Annotated in this window: 18 protein-coding genes and 1 tRNA gene; 15 read left to right on the forward strand and 4 right to left on the reverse strand. The window is 34.4% G+C overall.

Annotation, left to right across the window (positions count from 1 at the left end):
* Positions 1-3: 3 nt before the first annotated feature.
* Both BCF58_RS05015 and BCF58_RS05020 read right to left on the reverse strand, forming a co-directional pair.
* Positions 4-405 carry a DUF3408 domain-containing protein gene (locus tag BCF58_RS05015; RefSeq protein ID WP_121460680.1) on the reverse strand — a complete coding sequence of 134 codons (402 nt, stop codon included), beginning with the start codon at positions 403-405 and terminating at the stop codon, positions 4-6.
* 3 nt (positions 406-408) lie between these two features.
* Positions 409-1,173 (reverse strand): ParA family protein, encoded by a 765-nt coding sequence (locus BCF58_RS05020; RefSeq protein WP_121460681.1) that lies wholly within the window; start codon positions 1,171-1,173, stop codon positions 409-411.
* Positions 1,174-1,779: 606 nt separating this feature from the next.
* On the opposite strand from BCF58_RS05020, the gene mobA reads away from it, so the two are divergent.
* From mobA to BCF58_RS05055, 7 genes are all read left to right on the forward strand, one after another.
* Positions 1,780-2,223 carry a conjugal transfer protein MobA gene (mobA, locus tag BCF58_RS05025; RefSeq protein ID WP_121460682.1) on the forward strand — a complete coding sequence of 148 codons (444 nt, stop codon included), beginning with the start codon at positions 1,780-1,782 and terminating at the stop codon, positions 2,221-2,223.
* Positions 2,220-3,515, forward strand: coding sequence for a conjugal transfer protein MobB (mobB, locus tag BCF58_RS05030; RefSeq protein ID WP_121460683.1), 1,296 nt, complete (start codon positions 2,220-2,222; stop codon positions 3,513-3,515). The genes mobA and mobB overlap by 4 nt, the downstream gene beginning before the upstream one ends.
* 98 nt (positions 3,516-3,613) lie before the next feature.
* Entirely contained in the window at positions 3,614-4,441 is an 828-nt protein-coding gene (locus BCF58_RS05035) for a helix-turn-helix domain-containing protein (RefSeq protein WP_121460684.1), read from the forward strand.
* Positions 4,442-4,530: 89 nt separating this feature from the next.
* On the forward strand, positions 4,531-5,100 hold the full coding sequence (locus BCF58_RS05040) for a sugar O-acetyltransferase (RefSeq protein ID WP_121460685.1): 570 nt from the start codon (positions 4,531-4,533) through the stop codon (positions 5,098-5,100).
* A gap of 80 nt (positions 5,101-5,180) precedes the next feature.
* Positions 5,181-5,600, forward strand: coding sequence for a (R)-mandelonitrile lyase (locus tag BCF58_RS05045; RefSeq protein WP_121461051.1), 420 nt, complete (start codon positions 5,181-5,183; stop codon positions 5,598-5,600).
* 12 nt (positions 5,601-5,612) lie between these two features.
* On the forward strand, positions 5,613-6,659 hold the full coding sequence (locus tag BCF58_RS05050; protein ID WP_121460686.1) for an alpha/beta hydrolase: 1,047 nt from the start codon (positions 5,613-5,615) through the stop codon (positions 6,657-6,659).
* 11 nt (positions 6,660-6,670) lie between these two features.
* Positions 6,671-7,147 (forward strand): cyclophilin-like fold protein, encoded by a 477-nt coding sequence (locus tag BCF58_RS05055; protein ID WP_121460687.1) that lies wholly within the window; start codon positions 6,671-6,673, stop codon positions 7,145-7,147.
* A 325-nt stretch (positions 7,148-7,472) separates the two neighbouring features.
* Here BCF58_RS05055 and BCF58_RS05060 read toward each other — a convergent pair whose 3' ends face one another.
* Complete coding sequence (locus BCF58_RS05060; protein WP_121460688.1) at positions 7,473-8,468, reverse strand: hypothetical protein; 996 nt, start codon at positions 8,466-8,468, stop codon at positions 7,473-7,475.
* Between the two features lie 201 nt (positions 8,469-8,669).
* Here BCF58_RS05060 and BCF58_RS05065 point away from each other — a divergent pair, with 201 nt between their 5' ends.
* From BCF58_RS05065 to BCF58_RS05100, 8 genes are all read left to right on the forward strand, one after another.
* Positions 8,670-9,542 (forward strand): DUF4238 domain-containing protein, encoded by an 873-nt coding sequence (locus tag BCF58_RS05065; RefSeq protein ID WP_121460689.1) that lies wholly within the window; start codon positions 8,670-8,672, stop codon positions 9,540-9,542.
* Between the two features lie 81 nt (positions 9,543-9,623).
* Entirely contained in the window at positions 9,624-11,612 is a 1,989-nt protein-coding gene (gene mobC / locus BCF58_RS05070; protein ID WP_121460690.1) for a conjugal transfer protein MobC, read from the forward strand.
* Between the two features lie 283 nt (positions 11,613-11,895).
* On the forward strand, positions 11,896-12,747 hold the full coding sequence (locus BCF58_RS05075) for an RteC domain-containing protein (RefSeq protein WP_121460691.1): 852 nt from the start codon (positions 11,896-11,898) through the stop codon (positions 12,745-12,747).
* Positions 12,748-12,990: 243 nt separating this feature from the next.
* Entirely contained in the window at positions 12,991-13,278 is a 288-nt protein-coding gene (locus BCF58_RS05080) for a helix-turn-helix domain-containing protein (RefSeq protein WP_121460692.1), read from the forward strand.
* A gap of 87 nt (positions 13,279-13,365) precedes the next feature.
* Positions 13,366-14,802, forward strand: coding sequence for a DUF3945 domain-containing protein (locus tag BCF58_RS05085; RefSeq protein ID WP_121460693.1), 1,437 nt, complete (start codon positions 13,366-13,368; stop codon positions 14,800-14,802).
* A gap of 13 nt (positions 14,803-14,815) precedes the next feature.
* Entirely contained in the window at positions 14,816-16,771 is a 1,956-nt protein-coding gene (locus tag BCF58_RS05090; RefSeq protein WP_121460694.1) for a type IA DNA topoisomerase, read from the forward strand.
* Positions 16,772-16,900: 129 nt separating this feature from the next.
* Complete coding sequence (locus BCF58_RS05095; protein ID WP_147462031.1) at positions 16,901-17,101, forward strand: hypothetical protein; 201 nt, start codon at positions 16,901-16,903, stop codon at positions 17,099-17,101.
* Positions 17,102-17,119: 18 nt separating this feature from the next.
* A complete protein-coding gene (locus tag BCF58_RS05100; protein WP_121461052.1) occupies positions 17,120-18,703 on the forward strand; it encodes a recombinase family protein in 1,584 nt (527 codons plus the stop codon).
* Here the strand turns inward: BCF58_RS05100 and BCF58_RS05105 are convergent.
* Positions 18,657-18,730: transfer RNA gene (locus BCF58_RS05105), tRNA-Arg, on the reverse strand. The two genes, BCF58_RS05100 and BCF58_RS05105, sit on opposite strands and share 47 nt — an antisense overlap.
* Positions 18,731-18,752: the final 22 nt, after the last annotated feature.

Raw genomic sequence — 18,752 nt, forward strand, 5'->3', positions numbered from 1 at the left:
CAATTAGAGAATGGGTTTATTATTTTTATTAAAGCTTGAAATGATCTGATCACCAAATTCCTGAAAGTGATAATCAAGAATATTATCCAGATACCCATATATAGTAATTTTGTTTCCACCTATAACCTGAACTATGCGGAGAAGCTTTTCATGAAAGTCCTGTCGAATATAAACCGATTTTCCATCCCTTGCACTGGTATCTGAACGTTTAAAAAAAAGCTCTTCATAATTACCCTTTGCTTGGTTATGATGCCTTGTGGAAGGCAGCTTTTTTTCTTTTTTTTCAGTTTGAATAATTTCTTCCTTTATTTCAATGCCTTCTTTCTGAACACCTTTCGCCATAAATGACATCATGAGTTCTTCATTGATTTCAGGGGCTTTGTTATTTTTATTATCATTTCCCATATCTTATAATTCAGCAATTCTTAAAAATTCATTCATAAATAAATCAAAACCGGATGTTTTCAGTAGTTTTTCTTCCGGTGGAAGAAGGGTAGAGCGGAAAACAGTTCTAGCTTCCGATTCACTTTCCTTTCTGAAACGCATGGAATTTATAATTTTAGATTCCATAAGACTTAAACCCAGATCCTTGATAAGAGCATTGTAAATAGAATAAAGGGGGGAACGCTCCCTTCCATCCACCTGATTCCAGAAAAGATTGATGGCTCTGATGGACGTGTCGTTATTTTTCATAATAACATCCTGCATGATTTGGGTAAAAGCGAGCGTGCTTTCAAGAACCACCCTGTCAGCGGTTATTGGGGTAAAAATATAGTTCATCCCTATTAATGCCTGAATAATTCCAGGAGTATTTACTGTTCCCGGTAAGTCAAAAAATATAACATCAATTGGTGAGTCGGATGAATTCACCAATTGATAGGCTGATTCCAATAAACCATCTGCTTTGTGCTGAATGATCGGATAGGCTTTTTTATTAATTGTTGTAAACTGTTTATAGGCAAGCCTTTTGAATATTTCATTTTCCATTACCGCACTCATGTCTCTTTCTCTCATCTTAATTAAACTGTGCTGAGGAAAGTCGCAATCGTAAACCGCTATATTATACCCGAGTTTATAATGTAATAGACTTGCTGCCAGTGTAGTAAATGTACTTTTTCCAACGCCTCCTTTTTGGGATGAAAAAGCGATGAATTTTGTTGTTGTTTTGTTCATATGTGCATGTTTTTAAGTTTGTATAAATGTGTTGAGTGGTATTCAGTTACATTGGGCTTTATTTATTGATGTATGATCATTAAGCGGCAGGTACTTCCGGATGTATAGGATTTGATATAAATAACCCTATTTATATGTGCCCCTAAAACTATAATTACCTAAGTCTAAAAATTACTCCGTACCTATTTTAGTAGGTTGATATTAGTTCATATCCGGGCATCTGTCTTTACGGCAGTTCTGCCGTAGCTACGTAGGTATGTACTTATGTATTGCCATAATTGTCTATCCATTTAATCCTGTATGTTTAGTGAACTATTGATATGCACAAAAGAAAAGATATAGGTAAAGCAAAAATTTAATTGGCATCATTTGGCTAAAAGGGAGTATCATTTGGCGCTCATTGCCATATCAATACTTTCATTTTCAATTATTTACTTTGCAAAGGGGGAAGTTTAAGAGTAGAGGTTTACTCCTAAAACAGAAAACTGTTCAGCGGAACAGAGCAAGTTATGTTTTGAGCAGCTTGAAATTAATTCCGCTGCTCAAAACCACTTGCCCTCCGGGATTAAACTACTCCGAAGTCGTAGTTTGTAATAAAAACATATTATGGAACAAGGAAAAGAAAAAAGAAATAGAAAGGGTGGGAGAAAGCCTAAGATAGATCCTGCGGTTCACCGATATTCCATCAGTTTGACGGATAATGAAAATGCCAAATTCTTATCGCTATTTGAAGAGTCCGGATTAAAAGTTATGGCGCACTTTATCACTGCCTGTATCTTTCAAAAACCTATTAAGACTGTTAAAATAGATAAAGCTTCGATGGATTTTCATATCCAGCTCACCAAATTGTATGCGCAGTTTAGAGGTATTGGGATTAATTATAATCAAATTGTTAAGCTAATGCACCAGAATTTTTCTGAGAAAAAAGCACAACTTTCCTTACAAGGCCTAGAGAAAAAAACGGTTGAACTTTCTTTGATATGTAAAAAGATTATAGAATTGATAAAAGAATTTGAAGAGAAACATCTTGAAAACACGTTGAAGAAATGATCGCGAAAATCGGTAAGGGAGGAAATTTATATGGGGCTATATCCTATAATCAGCTTAAAGTTGATCGTGGGCTGGGAAAAGTGTTGGGATTAAATAAGATTCCGGAAACGATCAATAATACATACAATACCAATCTTCTTTATCATTCATTTATACCCTATCTGGCTGCCAATGTTAAAACGGAAGTCCCGGTACGTCATATTTCACTTAATCCTGATCCGGACGATAAACTTACCGATGTACAATACATTCAAATTGCAGAGGAATATATGGATAAGATGGGGTATGGAAATCAGCCCTATATTATTTATAAACATACTGATATTGATAGAACTCATTTACACATTGTTTCAGTTTGTATTGATGAAACGGGCAGAAAAATTTCGGATTCCTATGATCACCCTCGTTCCATGAAAATATGCAGGGATCTTGAAAAAAGATATGGTTTAATTCCGGCAGATGAAGAAAAAAGATCAAATAATGAAGTATTATTTAAGCCAGTTGATTACCAAGTTGGCGATATAAAAAGTCAAATTGCTTCTGTTGTCAGACATTTACCCAATTATTACCAATATCAAACTTTGGGTGGTTATAATGCTCTATTATCATTATTTAATATTACCATTGAAAAAGTGAAGGGTGAAATAAATGGACAACCAAGAGAAGGGTTGGTATATTTTGCATTAAATGAAAATGGAGAAAAAGTAAGTAACCCTATTAAAGCTTCAAAGTTCGGAAAAGTGGCAGGGATTAATTCATTGAAAGAAAGGTTCCTTAAAGCAAAAGAAGCTTTGAAAAATCATCATGTAAAAGCCGTTCTTAAAAATACCATTGAATCAGTACTTTCAATTAGTAAAAATGAATCTCAATTTAAAAGTCAACTTATCGAACAAGGGATTAATACAGTAATCCGCAGAAGTGAAGAAGGACGTATTTATGGAATAACATTTATTGACCATGAAAGCCGTACCGTTTGGAACGGTTCAGCGTTGGACAAAAACCTATCAGCAAATGTGTTTAATGACTGGTGGAAAGAACAGACAGCAGAGCAACGCCAAAATACAGAGCAGAAAAGGACCATTACATTATCAGCCGAAGAAATAAACGTTGAGGATGAAAAAGAAGAAACCCACAGGCTTTTTGATTTCCTTGATAAAGAACAACCGAATGATGATACAGGACTGATTGACGGATTGGGCTGGCTATTGCCGGAAGCGCAGGGCGAGGACTACGAGGAACAGGCTTTTGCCAATAGAATGAAGAAGAAGCACAAACGCAAAAGAAATCAATAGTTTTCTTATGAGCTTTACAGGAAAGCAAAATGAACCTCACAGAAAAGTATAACAGGAACAAAATTTCTAAATTTGTACAGGAATAATATAAGCAGATTATGAATGTACAGCAAGAAGATAAATACGATACGTTAAGCTATTCGGGGATTTTCCTTTCGTGCTTTTCCGAATATGGCACACATTGCGTTCACTCCAAACCCGAACACGTTTTGGTTTATATCTATTCGGGCGAGCAGGTAATTGTTGACAGAAATAAAAAGACCATTATAAAAGCGGGGGAATGTGCATTTATCAGGAGAGATAACCGTTTGCAAATGTTCAAGAACAGTAAAGGGGAAGATTTCTACAAAGGCATTTCCCTGACGTTTCAACGGAATGTATTGCGGGAGTTTTACAGCAAAATGAATAAGGCAGATATACCCAAAGATGTGCCTATATCCGATAAAAAAGTTTTCAAGCTAAAGCCAGGCCCTGCAATAGAAAGTTTGTTCCAGTCGCTTACCCCATATTTTGACAGTAATATGAAGCCGACAGAAGGCGTAACCCATTTAAAATTATTGGAGGGAATTTATGCTTTGCTCAACAGTTCGGAGCAATTTTACCCGATACTTTTCGACTTCGCCGACCCTTGGAAGATTGACCTATTGGAGTTTCTGAACGAAAACTATATGCAGGAGCTTTCAATGGAACAAATTGCATCATTTACCGGACGAAGCTTAGCAACATTCAAAAGGGATTTTAAAAAGATTAGCAGCCTTACACCGCAAAAATGGCTCATCAATAAACGTCTGGAAATGGCTTACATCAAACTCAAAGAAGAAAAGAAAAAAGTACAGGAGGTTTATACAGAAGTTGGCTTTAAAAATCTTTCCCACTTCTCTACCGCATTTAAAAAGCAATACGGCATACCACCGACAGAGATTTAAAATTGAGCCTTACAGAAAAGTAATTTGAGCTTTACAGCAAAACCGATGTAAGGCTTTATTTTTAACTTTGTATCATAAAATGTAAGGCAATGGAAACAGCAACAACAGACATATTTGAACGGTTACGCAATGGGCAAAGCGTACCATTCAGCGACCCTCAATATTCCAACATAGGGCAAGCCTGTAACGATACAAAGAAATTGCTGCTGCGATTGAACGGCACAGCCGACCCCAACGAAATAAGAAGTTTATTGAGCCAAATTACAGGCAGCGGGATTGACGACACCACAACCGTATTTACACCGCTACATATCAACTACGGTCGGCATACCAAAATCGGCAAAAACGTATTCATCAACTTTGATTGCGTGTTTCTCGATTTGGGCGGTATCACTATTGAAGATAATGTACTGATAGCACCAAAGGTCAGCCTGCTATCAGAGGGACACCCCGTAACACCCGGAACAAGAGCGACACTAACCACCGGGCATATCCATATCAAAAAGAATGCTTGGGTTGGCGCAGGTGCTACCATTATGCAAGGCGTAACCGTCGGCGAAAATGCCATAGTAGCAGCAGGTGCGGTCGTTTCAAAAGACGTTCCCGACAACGTAATTGTAGGCGGTATTCCTGCAAAGATTATTAAAGAAATAGATTAATGAATAGAGCAGTATTAATTGTAAGTGTAATTGCGATAACGTTACTTATCGCTTGTAATAATAATAAAAATCAAGAAAATATGAACGAGCAAAATAACAATTCCCTTTATCCAAAAGGAGATAAATTATCTAACGAATGGTTTAGCGGAAACGCATTCTTAACACCATTGATAGTAAAAGACAAGAATAATGAGTTCTCGGCAGGCAGCGTAACATTTGAACCAGGTGCAAGAACAAACTGGCACACGCACCCCAAAGGACAGGTATTGCTTGTTATTGAGGGCAACGGGTTTTATCAGGAAAAAGGCAAGTCGGCACAGCCTATCAAAAAAGGCGATGTGATTAATATCCCCGAAAATACAGAGCATTGGCACGGCGCAACAGCTACTACCAAAATGGTTCATATTGCCATTACCAATTATAAAGATGATGAGCAGGTAACCTGGCTGCAAGCTGTAACCGACGATGAATTTACTGAAGCTAATAAGACAACCAATTAAAATTGAGAGTAAATGAAAAAGTTAATCATACTAATAGCAATCCCCCTGTTTGTACTGGGAGCCTGCCAACAAAATAAACAAAAAGAAGAAATGAAACAGACAGCGCAAAAAGACCATTATACATTTGAATTGAGCGATAAAGTAACCCGCCAAAAAGTAACCTTTAAAAACCGCTACGGCATTACACTATCCGGCGATTTGTACATCCCGAAAAATCACGGCAGTGAGCCATTGGCGGCACTTGCCATTAGCGGACCTTTCGGGGCTGTGAAAGAACAATCATCGGGATTGTACGCTAATCAGATGGCCGAGCGTGGGTTTATCGCATTGGCTTTCGACCCGTCCTATACTGGCGAGAGTGGCGGCGAACCTCGTGCCGTTGCTTCGCCCGATATTAATACAGAAGATTTCAGCGCAGCAGTAGATTGCCTTGGTATACAGAAAAACGTTGACCGCAAGAAAATAGGCATCATCGGTATTTGTGGCTTTGGTGGTTTTGCACTAAACGCTACAGCCATTGACAAACGTGTGAAAGCCGTTGCCGTTACCAGCATGTACGATATGACAAGGGTAATGTCCAAAGGGTATAATGATGCAGTTACATTGGAACAGCGTACAAAAACATTGGAGCAGTTGGGCGAACAGCGTTGGAAAGATGCAGAAGCAGGAACATTCCACCCCGGGGCGATATTAAACCCTGAAAAGCTGAAAGGCGATGAACCGCAATTTGTGAAGGAATATCACGATTATTACCGTACAACACGAGGCTATCACGAACGTTCCCTTAACTCAACAGGTGCGTGGAACGCTACCAATGCCTTGTCATTTATGAATATGCCGATTTTGACCTACATCAAGGAGATTTCGCCAAGACCGCTTTTAATCATCGCCGGGGAAAAAGCGCATTCCCGTTATTTTAGTGAAGATGTTTATAAAGCCGCAGCAGAACCAAAGGAGCTAATGATTATCCCGAATGCGGTACACGTTGATTTGTACGACAAGGTTGATGTTATTCCTTTCGCCAAGTTGGAAACATTCTTTAAAGACAATCTGAAATAAAAACCACAGTTATGAAACATTCTTTTTTAATGATTATGGCTTTTATGATAATGATGGTATGCAGTGCTTCGTCCTGTGATAAGAATGAAGATAACAGCAACACAAATAACACTCCTGAAAACACTACTCCTATGGCTAACGGTAAGGTCAAAATAAAGGTAGGTTCACAAACCTTTACAGCTACGCTTTTAGATAACAATTCGGCAAAGGCATTTAAGGAAATGCTGCCCTTAACCATTAATATGGTTGAGCTGAACGCAAACGAGAAATATTATGATTTGCCAAACAGCCTGCCGACCAATTCATCCAATCCCGGAACCATAAAAAACGGGGATTTAATGTTGTACGGTTCAAAAACATTGGTATTGTTTTACAAAATATTTTCAACCTCTTACAGTTATACAAAATTAGGTTCGGTAGATGATGTAACAGGTTTGGCATCTGCATTGGGTTCTGGAAATGTAACCATTACTTTTGAGAAAGGGTAAGATAAAATTCATTTTAAAATCGGACTGAAAAGGTAGCAAACTGCTGCCTTTTTTCTTGTCATAATTCGACCAATCACTGCCACAAAAAGTCCGACACCGCTTTCGTCATACCGCTACTCATAGCGGTTACTTAAATGTGTTATGACCATTACAAGACAACCTAGATAATGCCGAGATAAAAGATGATAACAACGATTTTGATGGTAAAATTATTTTGATTTCGGAAACCATAAAAGCCGCTTAAGATGGTTTTGAATATGAAGAAACGATTTGTTTTGAAAAAAAGGAAATCAAACCATAAAATAGGATTTGAAAAGTATTATATTCATATTTCGACGATAATTTGTGTAATATTTTCATTAATCAATCTGAAATTCATTCCAATTCTATAATATCCTTTTATAGGCTCTTCAGATTCTTTAGGTGGGAGGCTGGTTTCTAAATTTATGGCAATATCATCATCACGGAATAGCCAAGATGATTTAATTTTAAAATCCCGGCTGCAAATTTCCTGATAAGAACAATCGACATAGTTTTTAAATTCTTCAATGCCATCAACAACTAATTTTTGCCGCCAATTTTTTCTTATTTCAAAATGGAGATTTTCCGATATATTTTTTATAATAGTGTCACAATCATTATTATTACAGCCTTTGATAAATTCACGGACTATTTTTCTGGGAATCTTTTCACGTTGTTGTTTTTTCTTCTTTTTAAACGCCAAATATTCTGCGTAATCTTTATCTACAACATTTTCTAATCGATCTTTCCCCCTGTAGAAAGCATCAAGTTGGGTTTCATACAAAGTGTCAGGGAAAAATTCTGCCGTTTCAGGATCTGCTTCCTTCTCAAACTCTTTTAGTAGCAGAAATCCTTTTTGATGAGTAGAATTATTGATACCTGGGATTATATTGATATGATAAGTTCTTTCATCAGATCCAAAAAGCACCTTAATTTCAGGATTAAATTGAACTGGTACATCCGTTATTTTTTTAATCAAATATTTAGTTTCATTTAATGGATCATCAATCGGATATCCCCAATCCGTTGTGCACAGTTTTGATTGAAACCTTGAGACTTCTAATCGAATTTCTTTTCTACCTCGGTGCAAATCTGTCGTGAGTTCATATCCAGGAAACGCATCACAAATATACTTGTCAAGTTCCCATTCTTCATAAGTACTTGTGAAATTAATCGCAAAATGTTCTCCATACTCTGTAATATAAACAGGTGACTCTATTTTGTTTCTGATCAAAATATTTTTGATCATATCAATATCTGTTTTCCTATTTACTGAAATATGTATTTGCGTTTCGATCATTATTTTATGAGAGAATTAAGTATAGAAATTTAAGGATTTAAAGTAAATATCTATTGATATATTTTGGATTCCTAAATTTTATGGGATTGACTTCCCTTTAAAACAATTTTATAGTTAAATTTAACGAATTTTAATAATATTCCATTAATAAACATTGACTGGAAAAGGAAACTTAACCCATTATTATTGATATTTTTAATTATGAGCATCCCCAAAAACCATCATTATATATCACAAATTCATATCAAAAACTTTTTTAATAAAGAAGATGGTGGTATTTATTTGTATGATAAGAATCAAAATAATCTATTTAAAAGTAATGGAACACGAAATATCTTCAGCGAAAAAAATCTTAACACTATACGATTGTCAGAAAATGATTTAGACTATACAAGTATTGAAAATGAATTGAATGATAAATTTGAAAAGGATTTTAACAGGCATTTGGAAACAATCGTTGGTTTTATTGATTCGCATCAATTTTCTACAGAAGTAGATTCTGCTTTAATGTATTTTGCCCGTTATGGTGTAATTGGTGAATTTAGAACACCTGATTTTAAAAGAAGAATGGACGATGCCATTTTCAATGGAATGAAAGATATTATGGAACATGCAGTTGACGGACTTAAAGATAAATTTTTTAAAGCATTTAAATTTGATGAGGAAGTAAAATATACAAATACTAATAATTTTGATGAATTAGCGGATAATATTATAGAAACAATGGGAGAGATGAGCTGGGTTTTACAAGTTCCTAAAAATCAGGAAGATTATTTCCTGCTGGGAGATTTTGGAGCTGCAACTGTCCGCGATAAAATAAATGTATATTTTAATCCCGATGTAAAAGAGATTGCATATATCGGCTTTCCTTTAAGCAGCAAAATTTATTTGCATTTGTATTCTACTAAATGGAGTAAAAGCCCTCAGGAGTCAATAATTCAAATTTTGAGCTCAGCTCATGTTTATGAAATAAATAAGGCCAATTTCATGTATGCGAAAAAATTGATTGCCTGTGAAAATGAAATCTATTTGCAAAATTTTATTTTTCAAGTAAGAAAAGACCTTGGGATGTAGACAATAAATTCCAAAATAAGTCTTTCAAAGACTCTTTCATAAAACTATAGTGCATAATTATATTTTACAGAAAAATTTATTATGCAGGGAGAAGATGATTTACGAGGATTAGCCAAAATAATGGCTTTTATGAGGGCTGTCAGCATTATTCTGGTATTAATGCATTTTTATTGGTTCTGCTACGGTTTCTTTTTGGAACGTGGATGGACATTGGATATAATCGCTAAAATATTGACTAATTTCAACCGGACAGCTGGACTTTTCAGTCATATTATTTATACTAAAGTTTTCGCTCTTTTGCTATTGGCATTAAGTTGTTTAGGGACGAAAGGAGTGAAAAACTCAAAGATTACATGGGCAAAAATTATTGCAGCATTGAGTGTTGGCTTTGCGCTGTTTTTTCTAAATTTTCCTTTGCTAAAATTATCTAATAATATCTATATCCTTACTACAAATATTGGGTATATTTTACTTCTTATGGCGGGAGTTTGGATGAGCAGGCTTCTTCGCAATAATTTAATGACGGATATTTTTAATAATGAAAATGAAAGCTTTCTCCAGGAAACCCGTCTGATCAAAAATGAATATTCTATTAATCTTCCAACCCGTTTCTATTACCATAAAAAATGGCATTCAGGCTGGATCAATGTGGTAAACCCTTTCAGAGCAACCATTGTATTAGGAACACCTGGCTCAGGAAAATCCTATGCTGTTGTGAACAATTATATTAAACAGCATATAGAAAAAGGATTTTCCATGTATATATATGATTTTAAGTTCGATGATCTTTCGACTATTGCCTATAATCATTTGTTAAAGTATGGAGATAGCTATGAAGTTAAACCTCAATTTTATATCATCAATTTTGATGATCCAAGGAAAAGTCATCGTTGCAACCCACTCAATCCGGCGTTTATGACCGATATTTCAGATGCATATGAAGCTGCCTATACGATTATGCTCAATCTAAATAGAACCTGGATTCAAAAACAAGGAGATTTTTTTGTAGAAAGCCCTATCATATTATTAGCAGCCATTATTTGGTTTTTAAAGATTTACGAAAACGGCAAATATTGCAGCTTTCCCCATGCAATAGAATTGCTAAATAAACAGTACTCCGATGTTTTTACTATCCTAACCTCTTACACTGAATTAGAGAATTATCTATCGCCGTTTATGGATGCATGGAAAGGGGGAGCTCAGGATCAATTGCAAGGACAGATTGCCTCAGCAAAGATCCCCTTATCAAGAATGATTTCTCCCCAGTTATATTGGGTAATGTCGGGAGATGATTTTTCATTGGATATTAATAATCCCCAATCCCCGAAAGTACTATGTGTGGGTAATAATCCGGATCGCCAAAATATCTATTCAGCGGCATTAGGGCTTTATAATTCACGGATTGTGAAATTAATCAATAAAAAGGGACAGCTTAAAAGCTCGGTTATCATAGATGAGCTGCCTACCATTTATTTTAGGGGACTTGATAACCTAATTGCTACCGCAAGGAGCAATAAGGTAGCTGTATGTTTAGGCTTTCAGGATTTTTCACAATTAACGAGGGATTATGGAGACAAAGAAAGTAAAGTTATTCAAAATACAGTGGGAAATATTTTCAGTGGACAAGTGGTCGGAGAAACAGCTAAAAATTTATCCGAACGATTTGGAAAAGTACTACAACAGCGACAAAGTATGACCATCAACCGAAATGATACTTCAACTTCTATTTCGACCCAATTAGATTCACTAATTCCAGCCTCTAAAATTTCTAACCTGTCTCAAGGGATGTTCGTCGGGGCTGTTACTGATAATTTTGATGAAAGAATTGAACAGAAAATCTTTCATTCTGAGATAGTAATTGATACTGCGAAAGTGTCAGATGAGGCGAAAAATTATTACAAAATACCAGAGATTGTCTCTTTTAAAAATTCTATAGGGAATGATTGTATGAAAGAAATCATTGAGGATAATTATAAAAAGATTAAAAAGGATATTGAATACATTGTAAAAAGTGAGATGGAGCGCATTAAAAACGACCCTGAATTAAATCACCTTCATGAAAAGCAATAGTGTATCTTTTTGTATTATAGGTGTTTGCAAATTTTTGATTCTTAGGTTCAAATATTTTATAAAAAAGGGCAAATATCAATTGGCCTAATAAAATATCATAATCTTATTTATTCTTGTAATGAAAACCTAATGAACATTTACCAGGTGTTACTTGTTATTCAATATGGAAAAATAGTATAGATGGAGATATAATAATATTCTCTTGGTTGGGAAATATTGTATTTTTTGAACTAATATTGATACCGGGCCTGATAGTTTAAACTTCGTAAAATGATATTTTGCTATGAGAAATACTATCTATGATAACATTTATAAACGTATCCAAAAGCAGGAATGTACTCTGACATTTGAAAAATCAAAAGTGATTGAAGAGGTTTGTCAAATGATGTCTCTTCTCAATGAATCTTTACTTGAATTAAAAAAGTATGTTCTGAGAATTGGTTTTGAATCACCTTCTGAAGAAATAGAGTTTTTTAAGAAAATTAAACCAGGTATTCAGGGTAAACTCATTTATTATAATCGAATATTTAAAATTGAGACAACAAGCCCTGTTAAAGAGGGTGGTTGTTATTATAAACATCTCACCGACCAACAAACTTTACTTCAAAAAGAATTCAAGCAACATTTTGCAAATTCCGAATTCTATAGGTACTATAGATCTTTACGAGAGGATCAGGATGATATTTATTTTAGACTAGGAAATATCAGTGTGACATGGGGACTTCAAAATTTTGCCTTTGACATTGATTATCAATTTTCAACCTACTATGATAGCCAAGTTGCATTTATAATTGCAAATGATTTGATCAATAATTACATTATGTTGCGACTAAATCCTGATAAAGATATAGAATTTTCAAAATCGATCAATTATCAAAATTACCATGATCTTTTCTGGACGGATTCCAAAAATGCACTGATTGAATTAATTTATGCGCTGCATGCGTCCAGAGCACTTTCGAATGGTAGGCTCGGAATTTCTAAGATATGTAATGTTTTCTCCGAGCTCTTTAGTATAGATGTCGGTGACCTTCATCATGCGTTTCACCGTATGAAAGTTAGGGCAGGAAGTAAAACTGCTTTCCTTGACCAGCTCAAAGAGAATTTAGAACAATATATGAACAAGGATTTGTGAATTTTCAATCAGTTGATTTACAGTATTATACGAATTTAATGCCAAGTTAAGCCAATATTTGCCAAGAGGTTTTAATCTTTACTCAATACTACATTTTAATAGCAATCAGTTTATTCTGGTTGCTTTTTTTATTTATGAGATTTTTTCAAAAAAATGCAAATCGTATGGGTAAGGTATGGGAAAACTTGGCGGATCAAGATATACAATATTTCCAGTTTTGTATCAAACCAAAGTTGCAATAAAATGAATATTGAAAGAATTGAATTCCTGGAATGGATGAAACGCATTACAGATCGTCTCGATATTCTGAGCGATCAATTAAAGAAGAATAATAAAAACCAAGCTGCCATAGATGGAGAAGTATTGCTTGATAATCAGGATTTGCTTGAAATGTTAAAAGTTAGCAGCCGGACTCTTCAAAGATATCGTACAGGTGGTAAACTTCCCTATTATTCAATAAGTGGAAAGCTGTATTATAAATTATCTGATGTTCATCAATTTATTCGAGAAAGCTTTACAGCGGCTAGATAAGATAGACTTTAAAAGGCAAATAATGCCTCTGTGAGACAATAAATAATATGGAGGTACTACCACATTAATTTTAATAAAAAATGATTTATGGAAGAGATTAAAGAGCAAAAACCAGAATTGCCTGATCAGTTCACCGACATCATATTGGTTATGGATCAGGAAAAAAAGAAGATCATGGCTGTTAAAAGCATGGGGCAAGATGGCAAAATGGAAACAATTGATCCCAGTAAATCTAACCAGCAGGAGTTTATGCGTGTCGATAGACAAGGAGATGTTTTCAGCAATTTCTTTTCCAACTTTAGCCGGCAACTGAAAGAACCTACACGATTCAAATTTTTCAGAGTTCCTTATAAATTCGGATTGAAGGTAGCTGGGAAACTTCAAAAACATCTTGAAACTTTTACCGAAGAAGGAGAAAAGATGATGAAGCTATATGAGATTAAACCAATAGAAAATAATTCACAAATTCAACAACCGATGGCAACACCAGAATCAACAACCACAGAAAAAGAAGTATCAAAAACTGAGACAGTAGTACAAGATGCGACACCTACAAAAACCTATCGCTTTCAAGAATATCAATTAGACTGGGAAACTTTAAACAGTTTGGGATTAAGTAAAGAACGCTTAGAAAAAAAAGGGTTTTTAGAACCTCTTCTTATGGGAAGAAAGACGGATGGTATTATTAGCGTTAGTTTAAACCTTGGATCTGCTATAACAAGAACTGATGCCAGATTATCGTTACAACCAGGAGAAAACGATAAAGCTGTTATGGTCATCCACGGAATCCGAAAAAGCCCTTCGTTAGATTTTCCTTTTTTAGGATATACATTCACAGATGAGGATAAAAACAATCTTAAACATACCCGAAACCTTGGAAGGGTAGTTGATCTAACCAATCCAAAAACAGGAGAAAAAATACCTTCTCTAGTTAGTATTGATCGTTACACTAATGAACTGGTGGCATATAGGGCAGATCGTATAAAAATTGATGATGAAATTAAAGGCGTTAAATTGAGTGACGAACAGAAATCCAGTTTGAAAAACGGAGAACCTGTTTACATCCAAAATATGTGGTCGGAAACAAAGCAAAAACATTTTAATTCCCATGTTCAGTTCAATGCCGATAAAGGTTTTACAGAGTTTATTTTTAATAGAGAAGCCCCAAGGTTTGTTAATGGCAAACAACTAGCCGATGAAGAGTATAAAAATCTAAAAGATGGCAGAACTGTGTTTGTAACAGGAATGAAAGACAGGGAAGGACAAGAATATTCTGGTTACCTGACTTACAATAAAAATACTATGAAAGTGGATTTCTCTAAGAATGATCCTGAAAATAAAATTAAAGAAAAGCTTCAACCTTCAGAAGATCATAAAACCCAGATTGAAGTAAATAATAAAGGTAAGACACATGAAGCTACGAAAGCTATCAATGAACCATTAAAAACCGGACAAGTCGAGCCAATTAATATTGAGCAAAAAGAAACTCAAAAAACAAACAAACGGAAAATGAAAATGGGCTAATTAAGTTTATATTATGAAAGCTATAGTAACTGGAAAAGAAGTTGTAGCAAGAATAATTGCTAATGTTGTGGAAGCCGTCGATAAACACGACGGCTTCTTTAGTAATACCGAATTTATCGTCACCTGGACAGGTGGTAAAATAATTGATTTATTATGGGGAAATTCAACTCAAATATTCAATGAATCTAAGGATTGTGTATCTTTTAATCCAGAGGATTTAGTCTTAGATGAGATTAAAAATCAATCAAAAGGCTTCAATAATCAGCTTCAAAAAATTAAATATTGTTTGGATCATTGCGATAGTATTATTGTAGCTACCGAACCAAATGAAGAAGGGGAAATGATTTTTAGAGATCTATATACTTATTTAGGATGTAACAAACCCTTTGAAAGATTATGGCTACAATCTTTAACTGAAAAATCTATAGCTCGAAGCCTTGAAAATTTAAAACCATCAAAAAGTTTTGATCATGTTTATGAGGTTCAAAAATGCAAAAGATATGCAGATAGAATTATCCAATACCATATTACCAATTTGGGAGGAAAATCTATCTTAAATGGGCTTGAATCTTTTGGTATGGATCATATTTCTGTATTATCGAAAATATGCCAAAGTTACAAGGATAATCAAGAATCGCTGGGAGAGGATTCGTGGAGGATTAAAGTAGAACTTGCAACCAGCGGAACTAATTTAATATCAGAAATTGAATTTCAGGATAAAATTACTGCGGAGAATGCATATGAATTAATCTCTACCAGTGATCAGGCTAAAGTGGTGAATATTGAAACACACAATAAAAAAGAAGAACCACCTTTATTATTTGATCTTTCTGACTTACAAATTGAAGCCTTTAATCTGTTTAATTTCTCTCCACTTGAAACCCTTAACATTGCTGAGTCACTATATGAGCGAAGATTCATTACCTACCCAAAAGTAAGCAATAACTACATTCCATATGAGGTTTGGGATGATTTGGTCAACAATTTAAGGATTCTCCAATTGACAGAAGATTTTAAGCCTGTATTAAAAAACCTAAGATGGGGATTATTAAACAAACAAATATTAAAAAATAATATTGAAGAGCATCACGGAATAATTATTACAGAAAAAGTTCCTTCTGCGCTTAATGTTCGGGAATTCAAGATTTATGAAATGATTGCTAATAGGGTCATTGAATCGGTTTCTATGAGTTATCTTGAAATTTATAAGACAATAGTGTTGGATATTTCAGGGTACCACTTCAAGATTTATAATGTTGAAATCACACAATTAGGATGGAGAATAATTAACTCTAAAATTTATGATGATTATAAGCTTTTCTTCTGGAATATACCAGAGTTTAAAATTGGTGAGGCCTTAAAAGTTATTAAAACTAACATCTATAGCACAAAATATGATTTAAATGAACAAATAACTTTTACTAAACTTATTGAAAATGGCTTCAATACTTCTTTAGCAATAAAAGAACTTTTGGAAAATGATTTTATTGAGAATTTTAGTAAAAAATTATCTCTTACTGATACGGGTAAAGAATTGTTTAAAAATTTATATAAAAAAAATATTATTCCTTTAGCTGCCAAATTGGAAAGTAGTATAATGCAAGTAGTCAATCATAAGATCGATCCTTCAACCTTTTTATCAAATATTAAATATAATTTGGAAGAATTTGAGGAGATGAAATGGTATGAAAATTTGGAGAGTTCAATTCCAAAACTTTTTTGTCCAATTTGTAAAATCAATCAAATAACAATTACCGACAAATCCATTTATTGTCCGGAAAAGAATTGCCAATGGCAGATGATGAGAAAAATTTGTGGTATAACCTTAACCAATTCGGAAATTTCTAAACTTCTTTTTACGAGTAGATCTTCATTAATTGAAAATTTTAGAATTAATTCTAATAAAACCTTTAAAGCTATTTTGCATTTTGATTTGAAGGGAAGGATTAATTTTCAAATAGTAAAGTAGTTTTCTAAAAGACTTTCACTTCCAAATAACGACAATAATAGCTATTTAATAACTTGGCTTTTCCACCTTCTAATTTAGTCATTGGTTTTATTATAACAGGTTATATACACAATTTAAAAGTTGAGTAAAGTGAAGGAAGAGGGACAAAATATAGAAATTGCGAATACGTCTTCAAAAGTAAAATTAAACTCTGAAAAGGTTGTTAAAATCCTTGAAAAATATGGTACGTCGGTATCTTTGGAAGAAGCTGGAATTATTTTGGAGTTCTTACGAAAACTTGCTGATGTGGCAGTAAATCAGTATATTGCATATAGGAAAAGGAAAGAATAACAACCTAATTTTTATGATATGAACAGAGTAGCAGATTTGTATATTCGGGTTTCGACGGATGAACAAGCTGATAAAGGCTATTCATTACGTGATCAAGAAGAACGACTAAGAAGATATTGTGAAATTAAGAATATTTCAGTACGAAATGTTTACAAAGAAGATCACTCTGCAAAGACATTTAATCGTCCTGAATGGAATGTTTTGATTTCAAATCTCAAGAAAAATAAGAACGGTAAAAGCTCTTCATTACTTCTATTCACAAAATGGGACAGGTTTAGTAGAAATGTATCTCAATCTTATCAGAATATCGACCTCCTTCATTCTCTACGAGTAGAACCTCAAGCTATTGAGCAGCCACTTGATATGAGCATTCCTGAATCTAAAATAATGATGGCCCATTACCTTACCATTCCAGAAGTGGAAAATGAGCGTCGTGCGTTAAATGTTTTTTATGGTATGCGAAGAGCGAGAAAAGAAGGCCGTTATATGGGCGTTGCTCCGCTTGGTTATGTTAATAAAATTACGGAAGATAAAAAGAAATATATTGCCATAAAAGAAGATGAAGCTGAACTGTTGAGATGGGTCTTTGATAAAATAATAGAGAATAATTATAATACGGAACAAATTTGGAAACTTGTAAAGGAAAAAGCAAAAGGAAAGCGGAGATTTAGTCGTAATAACCTTTGGGTTGCCATAAGAAATCCGTTATACTGCGGAAAGATTTTTGTACCCGCTTTTAAAGATGAAGAAGCTAAATTCGTTCTTGGACAACATGAGCCCATAATTAGTGAAAGGAAATTTAATGAAGTACAGGAAATTCTTGATGGAAGAAGAAGGAAATTTCCTAAACCAAAAATAGTATCCTTGGATAAGTTGCCATTAAGAGGATTTTTAAAGTGCCCAAAATGTCAGCGTATGCTCACAGGAAGCGCCTCAAAAAGTCGTTTAGGACGGTATTACTATTATTACCATTGCCATGCCCAATGTGGTGTTCGTTTTAGAGCAGAATTAGCAAATGAAGCCTTTGAATACCAATTAAAGGAATTAATGCCTATACCTGGTATTGCGGAATTATTTGTAGATGCAGTCTTGGAGGATTTTTCCAACAAAATCAAAAAGCAAGGTATCGACCGAAAACAAATGTTAACACAAGTAGAAGAATTGAATAATCGCCTGCAAAAAGCATTAATCCAAAAAGTTGATGGAAAATTAGATGATGAAGATTATGCATATATTAAAAAGGACACACGAGAAAAATTAGAAAAGTTAGAATATAATCTTAGTCAGTTATCTGATCAAAATTTGGAAATTGAAAGGTTATTAAAAAGTGAATATAGTAAGATACTAAATCTTTATAAACTCTATTCAGAAGGGGATATTGAACAGAAGAGGCAAATAATTGTTTCGATGTTCCCTGAAAATTTGCAGTTTGATGGAACACGACATCGAACCCAAAGATTGAATTCAGCAGTAATTCTCATTTATGCTAATACAAAGGATTTAAGCAGAAATAAAAAAGGGATAAGTCTACCGTTTTTAGACTTATCCCAAGAGGTGAGCGCAGGAGGAGTCGAACCCCCAACCTTCAGAGCCGTAATCTGACGCTCTATCCAATTGAGCTATGCACCCTGTTTTAGGTTTGCAAATATAA

It is taken from the genome of Chryseobacterium defluvii (genome assembly GCF_003634775.1).
GTDB classification, from domain to species: Bacteria; Bacteroidota; Bacteroidia; order Flavobacteriales; family Weeksellaceae; genus Chryseobacterium; species Chryseobacterium defluvii.